Source organism: Alphaproteobacteria bacterium, from assembly GCA_030740435.1.
Classification (GTDB): Bacteria; Pseudomonadota; Alphaproteobacteria; order UBA2966; family UBA2966.
This window is the reverse complement of sequence record JASLXG010000095.1, coordinates 1-16,405: the sequence shown is the minus strand read 5'-3', so window position 1 is coordinate 16,405 and position 16,405 is coordinate 1. Positions and strand designations below refer to the sequence as shown.

Below are 16,405 nucleotides of genomic sequence, written 5' to 3'. Positions count from 1 at the left end.
CTCTTTCAACGAAACGTCCAATCCGGCATAGTACTTCATGGCTGCTCTCCTTAACGCTTCTTGTGGCTGGAACATCCAGACCACGTTCCAAAAGCTCGGAGAGTAGCCACCCTCAGCGCCGATTACCCCATCTCTGTGGTCAATCTACAAGGCTTTTCCACAGCCCAGCCGGTGCCGGGCATGACCGGAACGTCAACTACTCGATGTGTGCATCCCTTAGCCGCATGGGGGGCGGAGGCCAAGGGCGCGGATGCGCCCGCCCGGTGAGGGGCTACAAAACTACGCTCACGGCGGCGGCACTAACGCCGCGGCAGCCTGGCCAGGTTGTCGGCGAAGCGGAAGGAAATCAGGTCCCAGCCCTGGTTGCGGCGGTAGAAGTCGAACTCCCAGACCAGCGGCCGGGTGTCGTGGCGCACGATGTAGCTGAGCAGAACCACCGAGGTTCCCAAGGGCTTCTCCGCCACCAGTTCGAACTCCTGGGCCGGGCCGTAAGCGGCTTCGGTCTTCAGCATGGGCTGGAGCAGGGATTTAATGGCGGCGCCATTGCGCTGGGCGAACAGGGATTCCCGAGCGATCAGGTTGTGGGCGGCGGCCGGCCCGGCCGTCACCAGCAGCCCCAGCAGCCTCTCCGTCCAGGCCCGCGGCTCGGCCGCCTGCTGGGCCGCGGCGGGGCCGGCGAGGCCGGTGGCCGCGAATAGCCAGAGCACCAGCGCCAGAGCTATGTGTTTCATGATCCTCTCCCGTCGCTAGCTGCCGTCCGACCTTGCCATCCCGACCGCTCCGGGGCAACCATGGCGCCATGACGGAACCTACCGAAAAGCTGCCCGAGGCACCGCCGCCGCAATTCCTGCGGCTGATCAGCCGGCCCATGCTGGTGATCTTTTTGCTCATTGGTTTCGGCCTGACGGCAATCGCGCTCTGGCGCATCGGCCAGGCGCTGGCGAGCCAAGCCTGGCCGACGGCAGAAGGACGTATCGCCGGCATGGGCGCCACCGCGAAAAGCGCCAGCATCGTCGTGGCATACCAAGTGGCGGGCGAGAGCTACGAGATCTCCCTCGAGTCCACCGCCATCACCGGCCGAGCACTCAGCCCCGAGGGCGAGTGGCGCTGGATGCTGGCGCACTACAAGTCCGGCCAAAAGGTCGCCGTCGCCTTTGATCCCGATGATCCCGCCAACGCCATCCTGGAGCCCGGCCTGACGCCCCACGCCGCGGTGCCGCTGGTGGGCGGCCTGGCGCTGCTGCTGGCCGGAGGCTTTGGCTTTTGGCGCCGCCGGGGGGATTAGCCCGGCCAAATCTCCAGTGCCTGCCTGGTCTCCGCCACGTCGTGGACGCGCAGCACGTGAACCCCCTGGCTCACGGCCCAGAGCGCCGCGGCCAGCGAGCCGGGCAGGCGGTCCGCCGTTTCGCAGACATCCGCCAGGTGGCCGATGAAGCTCTTGCGCGAGGCGCCGACCAGGACCGGGCAGCCCAGTTCGTGCAAGCGCGCCACGTCGCTGAGCGCGGCGGCGCTTTGGGCGGCGTTCTTGGCGAAACCTATGCCGGGGTCGACGACCAGACGCGCGCGCGCGATGCCGGCGGCCTCGCAGCGTGCGATACGCACGGCAAGCCAGGCTGCCAGCTCGGCGCCGATATCCTGATAATCCTGCCCGGCGTGCATGGCGGCGAAGTCGGGGGGGCAGTGCATGAGGATTATCGGGACGTCGCTGCCGGCCATGAGCTCGAGCGCCGCCTCGTCGGCCAGCGCGCTGATGTCGTTGACGATCGCCGCACCGCGCTCCAGCGCCGCCGCCATGACCGGGGCCCGGCGGCTGTCTATGGATAACGGAACGCCCAGGTCGGCCAGTCCCTCGAAGACCGGGACGATGCGGTCGAGCTCTTGCTCGAGCGTCACCGCCTGGCCGCCCGGGCGGCTCGATTCGCCGCCGATGTCGATGAAGTCGGCGCCCTCGGCGGCCAACCGCCGAGCCTTTGCCATGGCGGCCTCGCTGGCCACATAGCGGCCGCCATCGTGGAAGCTGTCGGGGGTAACGTTGACGACCCCCATCAAGCGGGGACGGTCAAGCGCAACCCCGGCCAGCGGCGGAAACTCAGCGCCGGCCATGAATCGAATCAGCCCCTGTGGGGCTAGCTCTCGGGTTGGGGCTCGGGGCCGAAGCCCGGCTTGGCATTGGGCGCTTTGCCGCCGGGGCCGCCGGCGGCCGGTACCGCCGAGGGCGGGGTGTGGTCTTCGGGGGTTTCGCTGGGCTTCTGGCGTTCGATGTCGTGGCCGGCCATGATCTGGTTGATCTCGTCGCCGGTCAGGGTCTCGTATTCCAAGAGCGCCCCGGCCACCTTGTGCAGCTTGTCCATCTCGCTGGTCAGGATGTCCTCGGCCCGGGCATAGCATTCGTCGACGATGCGGCGGATCTCGGCGTCGATGGTCTCGGAGGTCTTTTCCGAGATGTTCTGGGTGCGCGACACCGAGTGGCCGAGGAAGACCTCTTCCTGGTTCTCGGCGTAGGTCAGCGGCCCGAGCTCCTCCGACATGCCGTAGCGGGTCACCATCTCGCGGGCGAAATGGGTGGCCACCTCGATGTCTTGCGACGCGCCGGAGGTTACCTTGTCGTGGCCGAAAACGTGTTCCTCGGCGATGCGCCCGCCCATGGCCACGGTGATGTCGGCCAGCATCTTCTCGCGGCTGACCGAGAGACGGTCGCGCTCCGGCAGGCGCTGCACCATGCCCAGGGCCCGGCCGCGGGGAATGATGGTGGCCTTGTGGATGGGATCCGAGGCTTCGCAACGCGCCGCCACCACGGCGTGGCCCGATTCGTGATAGGCGGTGAGCTTCTTCTCCTCGTCGCTCATCACCATGGAGCGGCGCTCGGCGCCCATCATGACCTTGTCCTTGGATTCCTCGAATTCCTCCATGGTGACCACGCGCCGGCCCTTGCGCGCCGCCAGCAACGCCGCCTCGTTGACCAGGTTGGCAAGATCGGCGCCGGAAAAGCCCGGCGTGCCGCGAGCGATGGTGCGGCTGTTGACATCGGGCGCCAGCGGCACCTTGCGCATGTGCACCTTGAGGATCTTTTCGCGGCCCAGGATATCGGGGTTGGGCACCACCACCTGGCGGTCGAAGCGGCCCGGGCGCAAGAGCGCCGGGTCAAGCACGTCGGGGCGGTTGGTCGCGGCAATCAAGATCACGCCTTCGTTGGTCTCGAAGCCGTCCATCTCGACCAGCAACTGGTTCAGCGTCTGTTCGCGTTCGTCGTTGCCGCCGCCCAGGCCGGCGCCGCGGTGGCGGCCGACGGCGTCGATCTCGTCGATGAAGATGATACAGGGCGCGTTCTTCTTGCCCTGGTCGAACATGTCGCGCACCCGGCTGGCGCCGACGCCGACGAACATCTCGACAAAGTCGGAGCCCGAGATGGTGAAGAAGGGCACGTTGGCCTCGCCGGCGATGGCCCGGGCCAAGAGCGTCTTGCCGGTGCCCGGCGGCCCCACCAGCAACGCGCCTTTGGGGATCTTGCCGCCCAGGCGCTGGAATTTCTGCGGATCCTTGAGGAACTCGACGATCTCCTCGAGTTCCTCCTTGGCCTCGTCGACGCCGGCCACCTCGTCGAAAGTGATGCGGCCCTGGCGTTCGGTCAGCAGCCGCGCCTTGGACTTGCCGAAGCCCATGGCCTTGCCGCCGCCCGATTGCATCTGGCGCATGAAGAAGATCCACACCCCGATCAGCAGCAGCATGGGGAACCAGGAGACCAGAATGCCCAGCAGCGAGGGCACGTTGTCGTCGGTCGGTGCGGCACTGATGCGCACGCCGGCATCGCCCAGGCGGGTAACCAGCGTGGGGTCGTTGGGGGCGTAGGTGGTGAAGGCCCGGCCGTCGCCGTAGTGGCCCTGGATGGAATTCCCCTGGATGGTGACGTCGGCCACCTGGCCGGCCTGAACCTCGGCCAGGAAATCGGAGAAGGCGAGGTTGGTTACCGGCCCGCGCGTGGTCGGTGTCTGGAAGACATTGAAAACCGCGATCACCAGCAAGCCGATGATGACCCAAAGCGCCAGGTTCTTGCCGAAATTGTTCAAACCTTCACTCCTGCGCCAGGCGCGTCGCAGACCATTCCTGCGGCCGCCGCGTCACTGATCATAGCATTTGCCCCGAGAGACGGGAACCGTAGCACCCCAATAGGTAGGTTGTGAAGGGCGTCAAACAACAGGCGGCGACGGAATAAGTGGCGTCTGCGGGGCAAAAACCGCCCGCAGGGCAGGCATTTTCGCAGCCCGATAGCCGAGCCCGGGCACCGCCAACAGTCTTTTCCCCCGCCACAGCGCCGGCAGGGCGGCCCGGACCGGGGCCGGGTGGGGGCTGGAAAACCGGGGCTCGGCTTGGCGTAGCGTCCGCCAGCCGACGCTGCCCAGCGCCGTCGCCCGATAGGGCCCCGCAGGTGCCGAAGCCAAACGCAGGCGAAAGCGGCCGTCCCACAGGATCTCGCGGCCGGGCTTCAACTCGACGGCCTCGGCCCGCGCCGCCTCGCGCACCACCAGCAGCCCGGCAGCGCCCGGCAGCAAACGGCAGCCGGCCAGCGTGCGGCCCTGCCCGAGCCCGGCCAAGGCCCGCTCCAGGTGGGCCAGGCGCGGCGGATAGACGCGGCCACCGACGCACATCAAAACCCGCGCCAGAGCGCGCAGGCCGATCTCCTCGGGGGCGGCGGTCAGCAGCCCGGCCTCGAGGCGGCAGCCGCCGGCCTCGTCGAGCAGCGCGGCGCGGCGCAGAAGCTCGCCCGTGGCGGCCTCCAGGGCCAGCCGGGCGCGCCGAAGACTGGCCGCCGTGGCGGCCAGTCGGCGGCTTTGGGCGGCTTCGTCCCCGAGCGCCGCCAGGGCCTGCCTGAGCCGGCTGCGGGCGAAGCTCGGGTCTCGATTGCTGGGATCCTCGAGCCAGGGCTGGCGGCGCGCCTCCAGGGTGGCGATCAGGCGCGCCCGGGGGATGCCGAGCAGCGGCCTCAGCAGCACCATGCCGTCGCGCTCGCTGGCCGGCGCCATGGCGGCCAGACCATCGACGCCGCTGCCCCGGCCCAACCTCAGCAACAGCGTCTCGGCCTGGTCCTCGAGCTGGTGGCCGAGCAGCAATGCGGCAATGCCCCGGCGCCGGCAGCAGCCCAACAACAAGCTGTAGCGGGCCTCGCGGGCGGCTGCCGGCAGACCGCCTTTGGGTTTGGCGCCGCGCCAGCGCAGCACCCGGTGGCGGATGCCGTGCCCGGCCAGCCAGGCCGCCACCTGGCGGGCCTCGGCCGCGGCTTCCGGACGCAGGTCGTGATCGACCGTCAGAGCGAGCAGCTCACGTCGGCGGCGGTGGCACCAGGCGGCCGCCAGCAGACATAGCGCCAAGCTGTCGGGCCCGCCCGAGACGGCGACGGCAAACGACGACCACTTGGTGGCGCCCAGCGCCGCCATCAGGCGGCCGAACTCGTGGGCGCCGAGCGCCGCGACCGCCGACTTGGAATTGCGGGGCTTCCGGCTCACGCTCTGGCTCCAAAAAAAAAGGCCCGGCCACCCGCTCCCCCTATTGGCAGCCGGCGCGGGTGCGCTCCTTGGCGGCGCGATCGAGCAGCGGCTGGGCGGTGCGGTCGGCGAGTTTCTCGAAAAGCTCCTCGAAGGCGGCGCAGGCGTCGTCCGTTTGCCCCAAGCGGCCCAGCGACATGGCCAGCTTGAGCAGGTTGTCAGGGGCTTTCTTGCCCTCGGGAGCGCGCTGGTAGCCCTCGTTAAAGACCTTGGCCGCCTCGACGTAATCGCCGCGCACGTAGAAGGTTTCGCCCAGCCAATAGTGCGCATTCTCGGCCAGCGGATCGTCGCCGTGGGCCGCGATGAACTCGCGAAAGCCCTGTTCGGCGCGGGGGAGGTCCAGGCGGCGTATCGCCCCGAAGGCGAACTTGTAACGCTCCGCCGGGCTGCCCTCGGGCAGGATGCCCTTGGGCTTCTCGGGCTCGGTCGGCACCTCCCGTGCCACCGGCGCCCGGCCCAGTGGCAGCGCGCCCAGCACTTTGGTGCCTTCGGGCGCCTGCTCGATGACGCGTTGGTTGGCGCTGCCGGCAGCCGCCCCGGGGCTTGCCGGCGAGCCCGGAGTGCCCGGGGTGCCCGAGGCCAAAGGGCCCGCGGTGGCGCCCGAGGCCAGGGCGCGCTCTAGCGTGGTAAGGCGGAAGTCGACATCCTCGACCAGCTTGTCGAGGCGTTGCTGGGCCTGTTCGGAAAGATGGACGACGCGCTCGATATCACCGGTCAGGCGGCGAATTTCCTGTTCCAGCGCGGTGATCTTGAGCTGCATCTGGGCGGCACGTTCCTGGTTCTCGCTGGTCGCGGCGGCCGTGGCCGGGGCTTGGCTCTGGCCCGGCAGCGGCTTGGGCAGGCTGCCTTCGCCGCGATGCAGGAAGGCCCTGAGGTCGTTGAACTCGGCCTCCAGGCGCTCGATGCGTTGCAGTAAAGGTGCGCTATCGGCCTGCTGCGCCCGGCTCGGCAGCGCTGTTCCCAGCACCAGCCCGGTCAGCAGCAAGCCGAACATTGGCCTCAGGAAATTCGCCACCGATGCCGCTCGCGACCCTGTCATGCCTGCCTCACTTTGCCGCCTTTTGTAGGGATATTCCCAGCTTGGCGATTGGGCCTCAGGAATGCGGCGATAATAAGGTGCCGGGGGGCGAAAAAGAACACCCGCGCCCCTCAGGGGCGCGGGTGGCCCGCTAGCGCATTTCAAGTTTGCTGTAAATCGCCTCAGTTGACCGTGGTCACGCCGCGCCGGTTCTGCCGCCAGGCGGCCTCGTTCGAGCCACCAACCTCGGGCCGTTCCTTGCCATAGGAGATGGTAGCCACACGGTTGGCGTCGACGCCCAAGGCCACCAGGTATTCCTTGACCGCGGCCGCCCGGCGCTGGCCCAGCGCCAGGTTGTACTCACGGGTGCCGCGTTCGTCGCAATGACCCTCGACGGTGAGGGTGACGTTGGCGAACTTTTTCATCCAGGCGGCCTGGCGCCTGAGCGTCGACTGGGCCTGGGCAACGAGGTCGTACTTGTCGTAGTCGAAGAAGACGCGATCGCCGACGTTGGCCACCAAGTCCTCGTAGGAACCCGGCGCCGGTCCCTTGGGCTGCACCGAGGCCACTGGTTTGGGCGCCGGTGCCGGCGCCGTGCTGGCCTGGCTCTGGGTGGTCGAACTAGAGCTCGAGGCACCGGAGCCTGAAGAATCCTTGCTCTCCTCCGCGGGCGTCGCACAGGCGGCGACGAGGAGGAGGGCCGCGAAAGTGCCGAACAACTTGAACCGCATCGAGAAATCCCTTCTATTGCGCGCATCCGCCGCGTGCGCCCGCTGGTGCGTGCGTTCGCTGGGAGGCGGCGCATTTAATCGGCAATAGCCCCGCACTAGCCCCCCAAACCCCACTATTCTGGTCAACAAAGACTAGTTAAATCAAAGCGTCAAGCCGATTTTGGCAATTAAAACGCGGGCGTAACATAATGTCCAGCGCCAAGCTAATCAAGGCGAACGACTAATAAGCGGTGACCAGGCCGGATCGGAGGCATCCTGGGGCGTCACCACACGCCGCAGGTTGCGTCCCGTCAGATCGACCGACCACAGCCGGTTCCCTCCACCTGTGCCGTCAGCCCGGGTGCGGGTTTGGCGAAAGAACATGAGAACGCGGCCATTGGGGGCCCAGGTCGGGCCCTCGTCGAGGAAGCTTTCGGTGAGCAGCCGTTCGCCGCCGCCGTCGGTGCCCATGACGCCGATGTAGAAGCGCCCGCGCCGCATCTTGGTGAAGGCGATGAGATCGCCGCGCGGCGACCATACCGGCGTGGCGTAACGCCCGTCGCCGAAGCTGACGCGGCGCACCTTCGAGCCGTCGGCATCCATGACGTAGATCTGCTGCGAGCCGCCGCGGTCGGAATTGAAGGTGATGCGATTGCCGTCGGGGGCGAAGGAGGGCGAAGTGTCGATGGCCGGATTGTTGGTCAACTGGACGATATTGCGGGTGCGCAAGTCCATGCTGTAGATCTCGGCATTGTCGCCGTCGGCCGTGAACAGGCTCATGATCACTTTGTTGCCGTCGGGGGAGAAGCGCGGCGCGAAGGTCATGCCGGGGAAGTCGCCCAGCACTTCCTGCTGGCCGCTGTCGATGTTGTAGATGTAGACCCGCGGCGTCTTGTGGAAGTACGAGAGATAGGTGATCTCCTGTGCCGTCGGCGAAAACCGCGGCGTCAGCACCAGGTGGCTGCCGTCGGTCAGGTAGCGGTTGTTGTAGCCGTCCTGGTCCATGATGCCGAGGCGCTTGACCCGCTTGGTCTTGGGCCCGCGTTCGGCAACGTAGACGATGCGGGTGTCGAAATAGCCATCCTCGCCGGTCAGGCGCTTGTAGATGGTGTCGGCGATGAGGTGGGCGATGCGCCGCCAGTTGTCCTTGGCCGTGGTGTAGACCAGCCCCGTCATCTGCTGTTCGGCGAAGACGTCCCAGAGCCGGAACTCGGCCCGCAGCTTGCCGTCCGGGCCCAGCTTGGCATTTCCGGTGACCAGCGCCTGGGCGTTGATGATGCGCCAGTCGCCGAAGCGCGGCTGCACCCGCATGGCGGCCGGCGACTGGATGAAGGCGCTGCGGTCGATGGGCTTGAAGAGCCCCGAACGCTCGAGATCGGCGCTGATGACGTCGGCGATGCCGCGGCCCAGGCGCCGGGTCTCGGCGTCGGCGGCATCGAACTCGCTGACCGCCAGCGGCAAGGGGTCGACGTTGCCTTGGGTGATGTCGATCTTAAGCAGCGCCGCCGCCGGCCGGGCCCCAAGCACGAGGCCGAGCAGCACCAGGCCGAACAGCACCATTGGGGCCAGCACCCCTCTTTGCCAGCGCAAGTGGGTACTTATCATCCCCTGAACATCTCCCGCGGATCGAATTTCAATTCCATCTCCCGCCACTGCTCATAGCTCGCCTGTGGCAACTCGTAAGGTGCGCAACGGCGGATGGCGCGCAAGGCGCTTTCGGCCGCCACCCTGAAGTACTCCTCGCCCAGGCGCTCGGTGTTGACCAATTCCGGTGCCCCCCGCAGGCCGCCATCGGGAGTCAACGATATGCGGACGATTACCACAAGGTCTTTGGCATCGCGAGCGCCCGCCGGCACGCTCCAACATTTCTGCATCTTGGTCTTGACGTAATCGATTTGCGACAGCGTCAGGCGCTGAAACAGCCGCGACTTGGCGCGCCGGGCCGAGACCGCCGCCACCGCCCGCTTGGCGGGCTCGGGCTTGGGGCGTTGCTCCATCTGTTCCTCGCGCTTCTTGTCCAAGAGTGCGGCGATGCGCTGAGGATCGAAGCGCGGCTTGCGTTTTGGTTTTTGCCGCGGCAGCGCCCGGGCCACTGCCTTGGGCCGTGGCTTGGGCTCGGGCAAGGCCTTGGGTTGCGGCTTGGGCTCGGGTTTGGGTTCGGCTTTGGGTTCGGCTTTGGGTTCGGGTTCGGGTTCCGGTTCGGGTTCCGGTTTGGGTTCCGGTTCGGGCTCCGGTTCGGGTTCCGGTTCCGGTACCGGTTCGGGCTCCTCGAGCTTGGCCTCGGGCTCCGGTTTTGGTTCCGGCTCGGGCTCCGGCTTTTGCACCAACGGCGCCGCCCGGGTTTCCTCCTCGATGGCCACCAGTTCCACCACCACCGGCGTCTCGATAATCACGGCCTCGGGCAGCATCCAGTCGGGCAGACCGGTATAGGCCAGCACCAGGGCGGCTGCGTGCAGCATCGCCGATATGGGAACGCCGAAGCGCACCGCTCACTTTTGCCGCCCGGCGGTGCCGGCGCTGTTGGCCGACCGCCGCGTGACCAGGGCGACGCGGCGGAAACCGGCCTCGTTGATGGTGCCCATGACCTCGAGCACGCGGCCATACGAGACGGAGCGGTCGCCGCGCACGAAGATGCGGGTCTCGGGCTTGTTGCCGGCGATGGCGCGCAAGCGGGGCACCAACTGATCGGGTTCGACCTCGGTCTCCTGCAGCCAGACCCGGCCCTCGGCGTCGACGCTGACGGCCAACGGCTCGTCCTGGCCCGGCAGCACGCCGGCCTTGGTGCGCGGCAGTTCCACCGGCACACCGACGGTGAGCAGCGGCGCCGTCACCATGAAGACCACCAGCAGCACCAGCATGACGTCGACGAAGGGGGTGACGTTGATCTCGCTCATGGCCTTGAAATCGCGCCCGGCGCGGCGCCTGGGACCCGGGCCGCGGATGAAGCCGGGGGCCATCAGTCGCGCTCCTCGAGCTGACGCGAGAGGATGGCCGAGAACTCGGTGGCGAAGGTCTCGAGGCGGTTGCCGTAGCGGCCGATGTCGGAGGAGAACTTGTTGTAGGCCACCACCGCCGGGATCGCCGCCACCAGCCCCAGCGCTGTGGCAAAGAGCGCCTCGGCGATGCCCGGGGCGACCACGGCCAGGCTGGTGTTCTTGGTCAGCGCGATGGCCTGGAAGCTGTTCATGATGCCCCAAACGGTGCCAAACAGCCCCACGAAGGGTGCCGTAGAGCCGACCGTGGCAAGGAATCCCAGGTACTTCTCCAGATGCACCATCTGGCGCGTCATGGTGAGCTGCATGACCTGGCCGATGCGTTCCTGGATGCTGGCGTGCAACTTGTCGCTGCCGCTCGGGCTGCGCGCCGTCGAGCGCCGCCACTCGCGCATGGCGGCCGAAAACAGCAGCGCCATGGGGTGGTCGGCCACCGGCTCGATGCGGTCGTAAAGCTCCTCTAGTGATCCGCCCGACCAGAAGGCCTCCTCGAACTCCTCGGCCTGGCTGTCCAGGCGGCGGATGCGCACGATCTTTTCGACGATGATGGCCCAGCACCAGAACGAGGCCAGCACCAGGACCGCCAGCACGATCTTGACCACGATGTCGGCGCGGAAGAAAAGGCCGATCAGCGAGAGGTCGCTGGCGGCCACCGATCCGGCAAGCAGGGCGGCATCGACGGCTTGTTGCTCCATGAAACGAAATCCCGACAGTCAGAGGGTTGCGGCAAGGGCGGCACGTACCGGAGGCGGCAGGCGGCGAGCCCGGCCCGTGGGATCGATGCAGCCCAGGCGGACCTGGGCCCGCATCAGCTCGGTTCCGGCCCGCCAGACCACCTGTTCGGCGCGCACGGAAGCCCCGCGCACTTCCACCAGGCGGCTCCTCACTTCCAGCCGGTCGTCGAGCCGGGCCGGCTTGAGGTAATCGATCTCGCAGCGCCTGACGGCAAAGGCGACGCCGGATTCGCGATAGAGCGCCGCCTGGTCGATGCCCAGGAGGCGCAGCAGGTCCGAACGTCCGCGCTCGATGAACTTGAGGTAGTTGGCGTAATAGACGATGCCGGCGGCGTCGGTGTCTTCCCAATAGACCCTGAGCGCCAGCACGTGGCCGCCGGCCTCGAAGCGGCCGCCAATTTCGCTTTCGTGCTCAGGCATCGGCATCGTTCCTCTCGCCGGCCGGCAGTTCGAGTTGGCCGTCGGTCGGGGCGGGCACCGCCAGGCCGAGGTGGGCGAACGCCTGGGGCGACAGCATGCGGCCGCGCGGCGTGCGGCTGACCAGGCCCTGCTGGATGAGGAAGGGCTCGATAACGTCCTCGATGGTGTCGCGGGGCTCGCTCAGGGCCGCCGCCATGGTCTCGACGCCGACCGGGCCGCCGCCGAAACTCTCGGCGATCAGGCCCAGGTATCGCCGGTCCAGGGCATCGAGGCCGCGGCCGTCGACGGCCAGTCGGCCCAGCGCCCGGTCGGCCACCCGGGCGTCGATGGCGGCCTCGCCGTCGACAGCGGCGAAATCGCGCACGCGGCGCAGCAGCCGGCCGGCCACCCTGGGCGTGCCGCGGGCGCGGCGCGCGATCTCGATGGCGCCGTCGGGCGTGAGCGCCAGGCCCAGCACCCGGGCGGCCCGCTCGACGATGGCCGCCAGGTCGGCCTCGGCATAGAATTCCAAGCGGGCATGGACCCCGAAACGGTCCAGGAGCGGCTTGGTGATGAGGCCCGAGCGCGTGGTGGCGGCGACCAGGGTGAAAGGCTGCAGATCGATGCGTACCGAGCGCGCCGCCGGGCCCTCGCCGATGATCAGGTCGAGGTGGAAGTCCTCCATGGCGGGATAGAGGATCTCCTCGACGGCCGGGCTGAGGCGGTGGATCTCGTCGATGAACAAGACGTCGCGCGACTCCAGGTTGGTAAGCAGCGCCGCCAGGTCGCCGGCCCGGGCGATCACCGGCCCCGAGGTGGCGCGAAATCCCACCCCCAGCTCGCGGGCCACGATCTGGGCCAGGGTCGTCTTGCCCAGGCCCGGCGGCCCCACGAAAAGGGCGTGGTCGAGGGCCTCGCCGCGGGCCCGGGCGGCGGTGATGAAGACGCCGAGATTGCGCCGGAGCTCGGGCTGGCCGATGAAGTCGGAGAGCGTCTCGGGCCTCAGCGTGCCCTCGCCGCTATCTGGCTCACTGAGCTCGGCCGTGACCAAACGTTCGTTCATGGCGCCAGCTCCTTGAGGCCGGCCTTGATCAACTCGCCCGCTTCGGGCTCGGCGCCCAGCTCCGCCGCCGCCGCCGCCACCGCGGCGAAGGCTTCGGAGCGGCCGTAACCCAGGTTGACCAGCGCCGATACGGCATCGGCGGCGGAACCGCCGGCCGCCGTGGCGGCCCCGGGCGTTGCCGTCAGGCCCATGGCGGCGGCCGGCACGCGGTCGCGAAGCTCAGCCACGATGCGTTTGCCGAGCTTGGCGCCGACGCCGTTGGCCCGGGTCAAAGCGGCGTGGTCCTGGGCCGCCACGGCCTGACCCAGTTCGGCCGGTGTCAGCGCCGAGAGAATGCCCAGCGCCAGGCGCGCGCCAACGCCCTGGACGGTCTGCAAGGTGCGGAACCACTCGCGCTCGCCCGTATCGGTAAAGCCGTAGAGGTGGATGTGGTCCTCGCGCACGTGGGTCTCGATCTCCAGCACCAGCGCTTCGCCCGGCCGGGGCAGGCGGCGCAGTGTGGCGGCCGAACAGAAAACCTGGTAACCGACGCCGCCGACATCGATGACCAGGCCGTCCTCGGCCTGGCTTTCCAGCAGTCCCTTGAGGCGCGCGATCATGAGGCTTGGCGGGACGTTGGGGCCACGAAACCGCCGGCCCGGGTGGCGTGGTGGGCGTGGCAGATGGCCACCGCCAGGGCATCGGCGGCATCGGCGTTGCCGACCCGGGAGCCCGGCAGCAAGAGCGCCACCATGGCGCGGATCTGGTGCTTGTCGGCATGGCCGGCGCCGACCACCGATTTCTTGACGTGGTTGGCGCCGTATTCGGCTACCGGCAGGCCGGCCAGGGCCGGCGCCAGCAGCACGGCGCCGCGGGCCTGGCCGAGCTTCAGCGTCGACGCCGGGTTGCGGTTGACGAAGGTCTCCTCGACGGCCGCCTCGTCGGGGCCATGCTCGGCGATGACCCGGGCCAGGCCGCGATGCAGCTGGCACAGCCGCTGGGCCAGCCCGGCCTCCGCCTCCGAGGTCACGACACCGTGGGCCAGGTGGCCGAGGCGGTTGCCCCGCGCCGCGATCAGGCCCCAGCCGGTGCACCGGAGGCCGGGGTCGAGGCCGAGGATGCGTAATTCGCTGTCAGGCACTGAGCTTTTCCATGATTTCGTCCGAAACCTCGAAGTTGGAGGCCACGCGCTGCACGTCGTCGCTGTCGTCCAGCGCCTCCAGGAGCTTGAACAAGGTGGTCGCGGTGTTTTCGTCGAGGCTCACCGTGGTCTGCGGTTTCCAAGTCAGGCCGGCGTGCTGGGCCGGGCCGAGTTGGGCCTCCAGAGCCTCGCGCACGGTATGGAAATCATCGGGCGGACAGCTCACCTCGTGGCCGCCGGGGTCCGAGAGGCAGTCCTCGGCGCCGGCCTCGATGGCCGCCTCCAGCATGTCGTCGGGGCTGGCTTGGCCGGCTTCGTAGTGGATGGCGCCGATGCGCTCGAACATGAAGCCCACCGAGCCCGTCTCGCCCAGGTTGCCGCCATATTTGGCGAAGGCCGAGCGTACCTCCGAGGCGGTGCGGTTGCGGTTGTCGGTCAGCGCCTCGACGATGACCGCCACGCCGCCCGGGCCGTAGCCCTCGTAGCGCACTTCTTCGTAGGTCTCGCCGTCGGCCCCGCCGGCGGCGCGTTTGATGGCCCGGTCGATGGTCTCCTTGCCCATGTTGCCGGCCTTGGCCTCGGCCACGGCGGCGCGCAGGCGAGGATTGTGTTCGGCATCGGGCAGGCCCGACTTGGCGGCGACGGTGATTTCGCGGATCAAACGGGAGAACAGCTTGGCACGCTTTTGATCCTGCGCGCCCTTGCGGTACATGATGTTCTTGAATTGGGAATGTCCCGCCATGGCAAAAAAAATTCTCCTGGACAGAAAAACCTCTGGACCAGAAAAGGGCCTTTCTCGTCCCTGATCTAGTCAACTCCCCTGGTGGTTATACCAGATATTGTGCCAACAGGCAGCAAATCCGCCACGACCCAACCAAGTTCAGTCACCTGGCAGCGCATTATCGCGACATTTGTGGCGAATTTTGGGCGGGTTGGCCCGGGTTAGCCCTGGTTAGTCCGGGTTAGCCTTGTGGCAGCGCCGCCTGTAAGTGGCCGCCCAGCCTGACCGGCGCGATGCGCCGGGCCAGACCGGTGGCATCGTCGCTTTCGATGAAGACGCCACAGAGCGTGCCCGAGCCCAGGGCCGGGGCGAAGCGGCCGCCCGGGATCTTGCGCTGGAAGCGGCGGATGGGTTCGTCCTTGACCATGCCGATGACGGAATCGTAATCGCCGCACATGCCGGCGTCGGACTGGTAAGCGGTGCCGCCGGGCAGGATGCGCGCGTCGGCGCTGGGCACGTGGGTGTGGCTGCCGATGGCGGCGCTGACGCGGCCGTCGAGGACGCAGCCCAGCGCCGTCTTCTCGCTGCTCGCCTCGCAGTGCAGGTCGACCAGGATGAAATCGGCGCCGGCGCCGGCGCCCAGCCGTACCGTCGCCAACTCGGTTTCGAGGGCGGCGAAGGGGTCGTCCAGCGCCTCCATGAAGACGCGGCCCAAAAGGTTGATGACCGTGACCTTGCGGCCGTCGCCAAGAACAAAAGTGCCGGCGCCGGCGCCGGGCGTGCCGGGGGGGTAGTTGTGCGGCCTCAGCAGGCGCTTTTCCTGGTCGATGAAGCCCAGCGTTTCGGTTTGGGCCCAGACGTGATTGCCGGTGGTGATGACGTCGATGCCAAGGGCGAAGAATTCCTCGCAGATCTTGCGCGTTATGCCGAAGCCGCCAGCGGCGTTTTCGCCGTTGACGACCACGAAATCGAGTTCCAGCCCGCTTTTCAGGTCGGGCAGGTGGGCCTTGACGGCATCGCGTCCGGAACGCCCGACCACATCGCCGAGAAACAGTACCCTCACGCAAATACCTCGGTCGATTTCCAGGCTGCGTTTTCGGTCACCACCCAGTCCAGGCGCTGGTCGAATTCGTCTTCGGGTACGCGCTCGATCTGCTGGGCGTCGTAGGCGATGCCGACGGCCAGCAACTCGCCCGCTGGGCGCAAGGCGGCGATGGTGCGGTCGTAGTAGCCGCCGCCGTAGCCCAGGCGAAAACCGCGGTCGTCGAAGGCCAGCAGTGGCACCATTAGGATCCGTGGGTTAAGCGCCGCGGCCTCGATTGGTGGCTGCGAGGTGCCGAAATCGGCCTCCTCGAGCACCTGGCCCGGCTCCCAGGCGCGAAACGACAGCGTTTTCTCGGGTTTCTCGATGATCGGTAGCGCCACTGCCTGGCCGGCAGCAAACAGACGCTTCATCAGCGGCACCGGATCAATCTCCTGGCGCATCGGCCAATAGCCGGCGACGGCCTCGCCCGGCGCCATCTCGATGGCCTCGATGAACTGCCCGGCCAACAAGTCGCCGGCCAGCGGCCCGGCCGTGGCCTGGGCCTCGATCCGGTGTTCCAGGCTGGTCTTGCGCAGTTCAGCCTTGTCGGGGGGGGACTCGGCCATGCTTCGCTTGTCTCCTTGTACGGCGGGCCTTCGGCCCGCCTGCGTTCAGGCGCCACGCAGGCTTCCGCGCCCAAGTGCGGCGCGCCGTCGCGCGCTCCGCCGGGCAGCCCGGTAGCCGGGCTGCCCGGTGGTTAGATTATCTGTCAGCGTTTCGTAAGAAAACAACCAAGAAGTCTTTTATTGGGACCCTCACCGGGCGGGCGCTCCGCGGTTTTTTGTTGCCCCTCACCGGGCGGGCGCTCCGCGCCCTTGGCCTCCGCCCCCGTTCCGGGGGCGGCTTGGCGCCGATACCAAATGTAGTTTTTGCTGCTTGGTCGTAGTGCAACGGGAGCGACCGCGACCCGCCGCCCCTGCGGATCGGGTAGGAGGGGGCCTTGCGGCACCCCTCCTCCCACACCACCGTACGTACGGATCCGTATACGGCGGTTCATGAAGTGCGCTGCGGGTGGTGGAGTTGCTC

The 16,405-nt window shown here is 68.0% G+C and carries 18 protein-coding genes; 1 reads left to right on the top strand and 17 read right to left on the bottom strand.

Going from position 1 to position 16,405, the window contains the following annotated elements:
- Positions 1 to 299: 299 nt before the first annotated feature.
- Positions 300 to 731: a hypothetical protein gene (locus tag QGG75_11195; protein ID MDP6067798.1), complete on the bottom strand. Its 432-nt coding sequence runs from the start codon at positions 729 to 731 to the stop codon at positions 300 to 302.
- Positions 732 to 799: 68 nt separating this feature from the next.
- On the opposite strand from QGG75_11195, the gene QGG75_11190 reads away from it, so the two are divergent.
- On the top strand, positions 800 to 1,285 hold the full coding sequence (locus QGG75_11190; protein MDP6067797.1) for a DUF3592 domain-containing protein: 486 nt from the start codon (positions 800 to 802) through the stop codon (positions 1,283 to 1,285).
- Here the strand turns inward: QGG75_11190 and folP are convergent.
- From folP to QGG75_11110, 16 genes are all read right to left on the bottom strand, one after another.
- Positions 1,282 to 2,103 carry a dihydropteroate synthase gene (folP, locus tag QGG75_11185; GenBank protein MDP6067796.1) on the bottom strand — a complete coding sequence of 274 codons (822 nt, stop codon included), beginning with the start codon at positions 2,101 to 2,103 and terminating at the stop codon, positions 1,282 to 1,284. The genes QGG75_11190 and folP overlap by 4 nt on opposite strands.
- Before the next feature lie 23 nt (positions 2,104 to 2,126).
- Entirely contained in the window at positions 2,127 to 4,064 is a 1,938-nt protein-coding gene (ftsH, locus tag QGG75_11180) for an ATP-dependent zinc metalloprotease FtsH (protein MDP6067795.1), read from the bottom strand.
- A gap of 120 nt (positions 4,065 to 4,184) precedes the next feature.
- Complete coding sequence (gene tilS, locus QGG75_11175; GenBank protein MDP6067794.1) at positions 4,185 to 5,498, bottom strand: tRNA lysidine(34) synthetase TilS; 1,314 nt, start codon at positions 5,496 to 5,498, stop codon at positions 4,185 to 4,187.
- 40 nt (positions 5,499 to 5,538) lie between these two features.
- Positions 5,539 to 6,531 (bottom strand): tol-pal system protein YbgF, encoded by a 993-nt coding sequence (gene ybgF / locus QGG75_11170; GenBank protein ID MDP6067793.1) that lies wholly within the window; start codon positions 6,529 to 6,531, stop codon positions 5,539 to 5,541.
- A gap of 206 nt (positions 6,532 to 6,737) precedes the next feature.
- On the bottom strand, positions 6,738 to 7,286 hold the full coding sequence (gene pal, locus QGG75_11165; GenBank protein ID MDP6067792.1) for a peptidoglycan-associated lipoprotein Pal: 549 nt from the start codon (positions 7,284 to 7,286) through the stop codon (positions 6,738 to 6,740).
- A gap of 207 nt (positions 7,287 to 7,493) precedes the next feature.
- On the bottom strand, positions 7,494 to 8,825 hold the full coding sequence (tolB, locus tag QGG75_11160) for a Tol-Pal system beta propeller repeat protein TolB (GenBank protein MDP6067791.1): 1,332 nt from the start codon (positions 8,823 to 8,825) through the stop codon (positions 7,494 to 7,496).
- Between the two features lie 41 nt (positions 8,826 to 8,866).
- On the bottom strand, positions 8,867 to 9,724 hold the full coding sequence (locus tag QGG75_11155; protein MDP6067790.1) for an energy transducer TonB: 858 nt from the start codon (positions 9,722 to 9,724) through the stop codon (positions 8,867 to 8,869).
- A gap of 30 nt (positions 9,725 to 9,754) precedes the next feature.
- Positions 9,755 to 10,222, bottom strand: coding sequence for a protein TolR (tolR, locus tag QGG75_11150; GenBank protein ID MDP6067789.1), 468 nt, complete (start codon positions 10,220 to 10,222; stop codon positions 9,755 to 9,757).
- Positions 10,222 to 10,953, bottom strand: a complete 732-nt coding sequence (gene tolQ, locus QGG75_11145; protein MDP6067788.1) for a protein TolQ — start codon at positions 10,951 to 10,953, stop codon at positions 10,222 to 10,224. Before tolQ ends, tolR begins: the two co-directional genes overlap by 1 nt.
- An 18-nt stretch (positions 10,954 to 10,971) precedes the next feature.
- The gene (ybgC, locus tag QGG75_11140; protein MDP6067787.1) at positions 10,972 to 11,412 is read right to left on the bottom strand and encodes a tol-pal system-associated acyl-CoA thioesterase; all 441 of its coding nucleotides are present in this window, start codon (positions 11,410 to 11,412) and stop codon (positions 10,972 to 10,974) included.
- Positions 11,405 to 12,454: a Holliday junction branch migration DNA helicase RuvB gene (gene ruvB, locus QGG75_11135; GenBank protein MDP6067786.1), complete on the bottom strand. Its 1,050-nt coding sequence runs from the start codon at positions 12,452 to 12,454 to the stop codon at positions 11,405 to 11,407. The genes ybgC and ruvB overlap by 8 nt, the downstream gene beginning before the upstream one ends.
- The gene (gene ruvA / locus QGG75_11130; GenBank protein MDP6067785.1) at positions 12,451 to 13,053 is read right to left on the bottom strand and encodes a Holliday junction branch migration protein RuvA; all 603 of its coding nucleotides are present in this window, start codon (positions 13,051 to 13,053) and stop codon (positions 12,451 to 12,453) included. Before ruvA ends, ruvB begins: the two co-directional genes overlap by 4 nt.
- The gene (gene ruvC, locus QGG75_11125) at positions 13,050 to 13,574 is read right to left on the bottom strand and encodes a crossover junction endodeoxyribonuclease RuvC (GenBank protein MDP6067784.1); all 525 of its coding nucleotides are present in this window, start codon (positions 13,572 to 13,574) and stop codon (positions 13,050 to 13,052) included. The genes ruvA and ruvC overlap by 4 nt, the downstream gene beginning before the upstream one ends.
- On the bottom strand, positions 13,567 to 14,316 hold the full coding sequence (locus QGG75_11120) for a YebC/PmpR family DNA-binding transcriptional regulator (protein MDP6067783.1): 750 nt from the start codon (positions 14,314 to 14,316) through the stop codon (positions 13,567 to 13,569). The genes ruvC and QGG75_11120 overlap by 8 nt, the downstream gene beginning before the upstream one ends.
- Before the next feature lie 220 nt (positions 14,317 to 14,536).
- Entirely contained in the window at positions 14,537 to 15,358 is an 822-nt protein-coding gene (locus tag QGG75_11115; protein ID MDP6067782.1) for a TIGR00282 family metallophosphoesterase, read from the bottom strand.
- Positions 15,355 to 15,945 carry a 5-formyltetrahydrofolate cyclo-ligase gene (locus QGG75_11110; protein ID MDP6067781.1) on the bottom strand — a complete coding sequence of 197 codons (591 nt, stop codon included), beginning with the start codon at positions 15,943 to 15,945 and terminating at the stop codon, positions 15,355 to 15,357. The genes QGG75_11115 and QGG75_11110 overlap by 4 nt, the downstream gene beginning before the upstream one ends.
- Positions 15,946 to 16,405: the final 460 nt, after the last annotated feature.

Bases quoted from the DNA above. Each gene is read 5' to 3' on its own strand.
- QGG75_11195 (MDP6067798.1), bottom strand. From the start codon at position 731: ATGAAACACATAGCTCTGGCGCTGGTGCTCTGGCTATTCGCGGCCACC.
- QGG75_11190 (MDP6067797.1), top strand. From the start codon at position 800: ATGACGGAACCTACCGAAAAGCTGCCCGAGGCACCGCCGCCGCAATTC.
- folP (MDP6067796.1), bottom strand. From the start codon at position 2,103: ATGGCCGGCGCTGAGTTTCCGCCGCTGGCCGGGGTTGCGCTTGACCGT.
- ybgF (MDP6067793.1), bottom strand. From the start codon at position 6,531: ATGTTCGGCTTGCTGCTGACCGGGCTGGTGCTGGGAACAGCGCTGCCG.
- pal (MDP6067792.1), bottom strand. From the start codon at position 7,286: ATGCGGTTCAAGTTGTTCGGCACTTTCGCGGCCCTCCTCCTCGTCGCC.
- tolB (MDP6067791.1), bottom strand. From the start codon at position 8,825: ATGGTGCTGTTCGGCCTGGTGCTGCTCGGCCTCGTGCTTGGGGCCCGG.
- QGG75_11155 (MDP6067790.1), bottom strand. From the start codon at position 9,724: ATGCTGCACGCAGCCGCCCTGGTGCTGGCCTATACCGGTCTGCCCGAC.
- tolR (MDP6067789.1), bottom strand. From the start codon at position 10,222: ATGGCCCCCGGCTTCATCCGCGGCCCGGGTCCCAGGCGCCGCGCCGGG.
- tolQ (MDP6067788.1), bottom strand. From the start codon at position 10,953: ATGGAGCAACAAGCCGTCGATGCCGCCCTGCTTGCCGGATCGGTGGCC.
- ybgC (MDP6067787.1), bottom strand. From the start codon at position 11,412: ATGCCTGAGCACGAAAGCGAAATTGGCGGCCGCTTCGAGGCCGGCGGC.
- ruvB (MDP6067786.1), bottom strand. From the start codon at position 12,454: ATGAACGAACGTTTGGTCACGGCCGAGCTCAGTGAGCCAGATAGCGGC.
- ruvA (MDP6067785.1), bottom strand. From the start codon at position 13,053: ATGATCGCGCGCCTCAAGGGACTGCTGGAAAGCCAGGCCGAGGACGGC.
- QGG75_11120 (MDP6067783.1), bottom strand. From the start codon at position 14,316: ATGGCGGGACATTCCCAATTCAAGAACATCATGTACCGCAAGGGCGCG.
- QGG75_11110 (MDP6067781.1), bottom strand. From the start codon at position 15,945: ATGGCCGAGTCCCCCCCCGACAAGGCTGAACTGCGCAAGACCAGCCTG.